The sequence below is a fragment of the Streptomyces sp. NPDC047043 genome (assembly GCF_040644055.1).
GTDB lineage: Bacteria > Actinomycetota > Actinomycetes > Streptomycetales > Streptomycetaceae > Streptomyces.
Genome location: NZ_JBEYVO010000096.1, coordinates 1 through 1,187, shown reverse-complemented (window position 1 = coordinate 1,187; position 1,187 = coordinate 1). Strand labels below are relative to the sequence as shown.

2 protein-coding genes and 2 pseudogenes are annotated in these 1,187 nt (G+C 68.0%); 1 reads left to right on the top strand and 3 read right to left on the bottom strand.

Annotation, left to right across the window (positions count from 1 at the left end):
- Window positions 1–82: pseudogene (locus ABZ880_RS54435) on the top strand (IS5/IS1182 family transposase); the annotation flags it as partial.
- Window positions 83–111: 29 nt separating this feature from the next.
- On the opposite strand, the gene ABZ880_RS54430 reads toward ABZ880_RS54435, so the two are convergent.
- From ABZ880_RS54430 to ABZ880_RS54420, 3 genes and pseudogenes are all read right to left on the bottom strand, one after another.
- On the bottom strand, window positions 112–474 hold the full coding sequence (locus ABZ880_RS54430; RefSeq protein WP_361279436.1) for a peptidase inhibitor family I36 protein: 363 nt from the start codon (window positions 472–474) through the stop codon (window positions 112–114).
- 42 nt (window positions 475–516) lie between these two features.
- The gene (locus ABZ880_RS54425; RefSeq protein ID WP_361279433.1) at window positions 517–789 is read right to left on the bottom strand and encodes a hypothetical protein; all 273 of its coding nucleotides are present in this window, start codon (window positions 787–789) and stop codon (window positions 517–519) included.
- A 319-nt stretch (window positions 790–1,108) separates the two neighbouring features.
- A pseudogene (locus ABZ880_RS54420) lies at window positions 1,109–1,187 on the bottom strand (MarR family transcriptional regulator); the annotation flags it as partial.

Sequence of the window (1,187 nt, the reverse complement as noted above, 5' to 3'; positions counted from 1 at the left end):
GATCTTCCGCAAGGCGCGTTGCAGCCCGAATCGAATGACGTCAATCGCGGCAGCCGTTCTCACTCTGGAGCGGCAACGCTGAAAGAGCTCACTGCTGCTTCCTGAGGTTGGTCAGGCGCATGCCTCGAAGAAGCGGGCCTCATCGTTGTGGGCGGCGCCGACGTAGGCAGACAGAGAGTTCGGGGCCTCTGTCCAGATCCGGTGGACGGAGCTGTCCCAGACGGTGACCTCCAGGTGCCCGGAGTTGACCCACGACGAGGTCTTGCCCGCGAAGCTCCAGTCCGCGAAGTCCATGAAGTCATCACAGTGGGGGTCACTCCACTGCAGACGACGGCCTGCGATGATTTCGTTCCAGTCCCGGTTCTCGTAGAAGCAGTACCAGCGCACGATGTCGCCCCGCGGGCACCCGTGGTAGTCGGCCTGGGGCTGCGGCGGGACAGCGGCCGCGCCACGGGAGCGCGCAGCACCCTCCAGCTTGGCGTAGACGGCCTGGAGCTGCGGGCTGTCGGGGGGCGTCTACCTGGCGCCGGGCAGGGGGAGCACCATCACGGCCTTGCCGCCGCGCCAGGCGATCTCGTTCGAACTGATCTGCACCCCGCCGGGCTCGGAACGGGAGATCGTGTCGTCGATCTCCCACTGGAGTAAGCCGCGATCGGCGGTGCTGAGTGCCCCGACCTGAGGTCTGTCATCCGCACGGGCTGCCGCCGGCAAGTTCGTCGGGGCCGTGGCGGTTCCACTGGCTGTCGAGGCTCCGGCGGCCCAACTGGTCGCCGAGTTCAGGCTGAACACCGCGGCGATACTCAGCCACATCGCGGCAGCTGGTGCTCCCCGCCCACCACGAGTGTTCCGCTGGAGACGCTGCGGGAGCAGGACGCCGAACCCGCCAGCGTGAGCAACAGCAGGAACGAGACCGCCAACAGGCCGAGCGGCTTGGCGGGCCGTGCGCCCCGGTTAGCGGTGTCGCACCCGGGCGTAGCGGATGCGGTGGAAACTCGCTGAGCAGGGGCGTGACACTTCCGAACGGCCGTTGCGGTTCGCGTCACCGTGAGGCGCTTTAGGCGTCACGATGGATCACGTCGTGGGGGAGGGGAGCTCCGTCACCTCTCCCGGCCGTGCGCACGGTCAGCTTGCGGTGGGTGCGTATGCCCTCGTCGGTCGGACGGAGCAGGAAACGGCGGCCGTCCTGC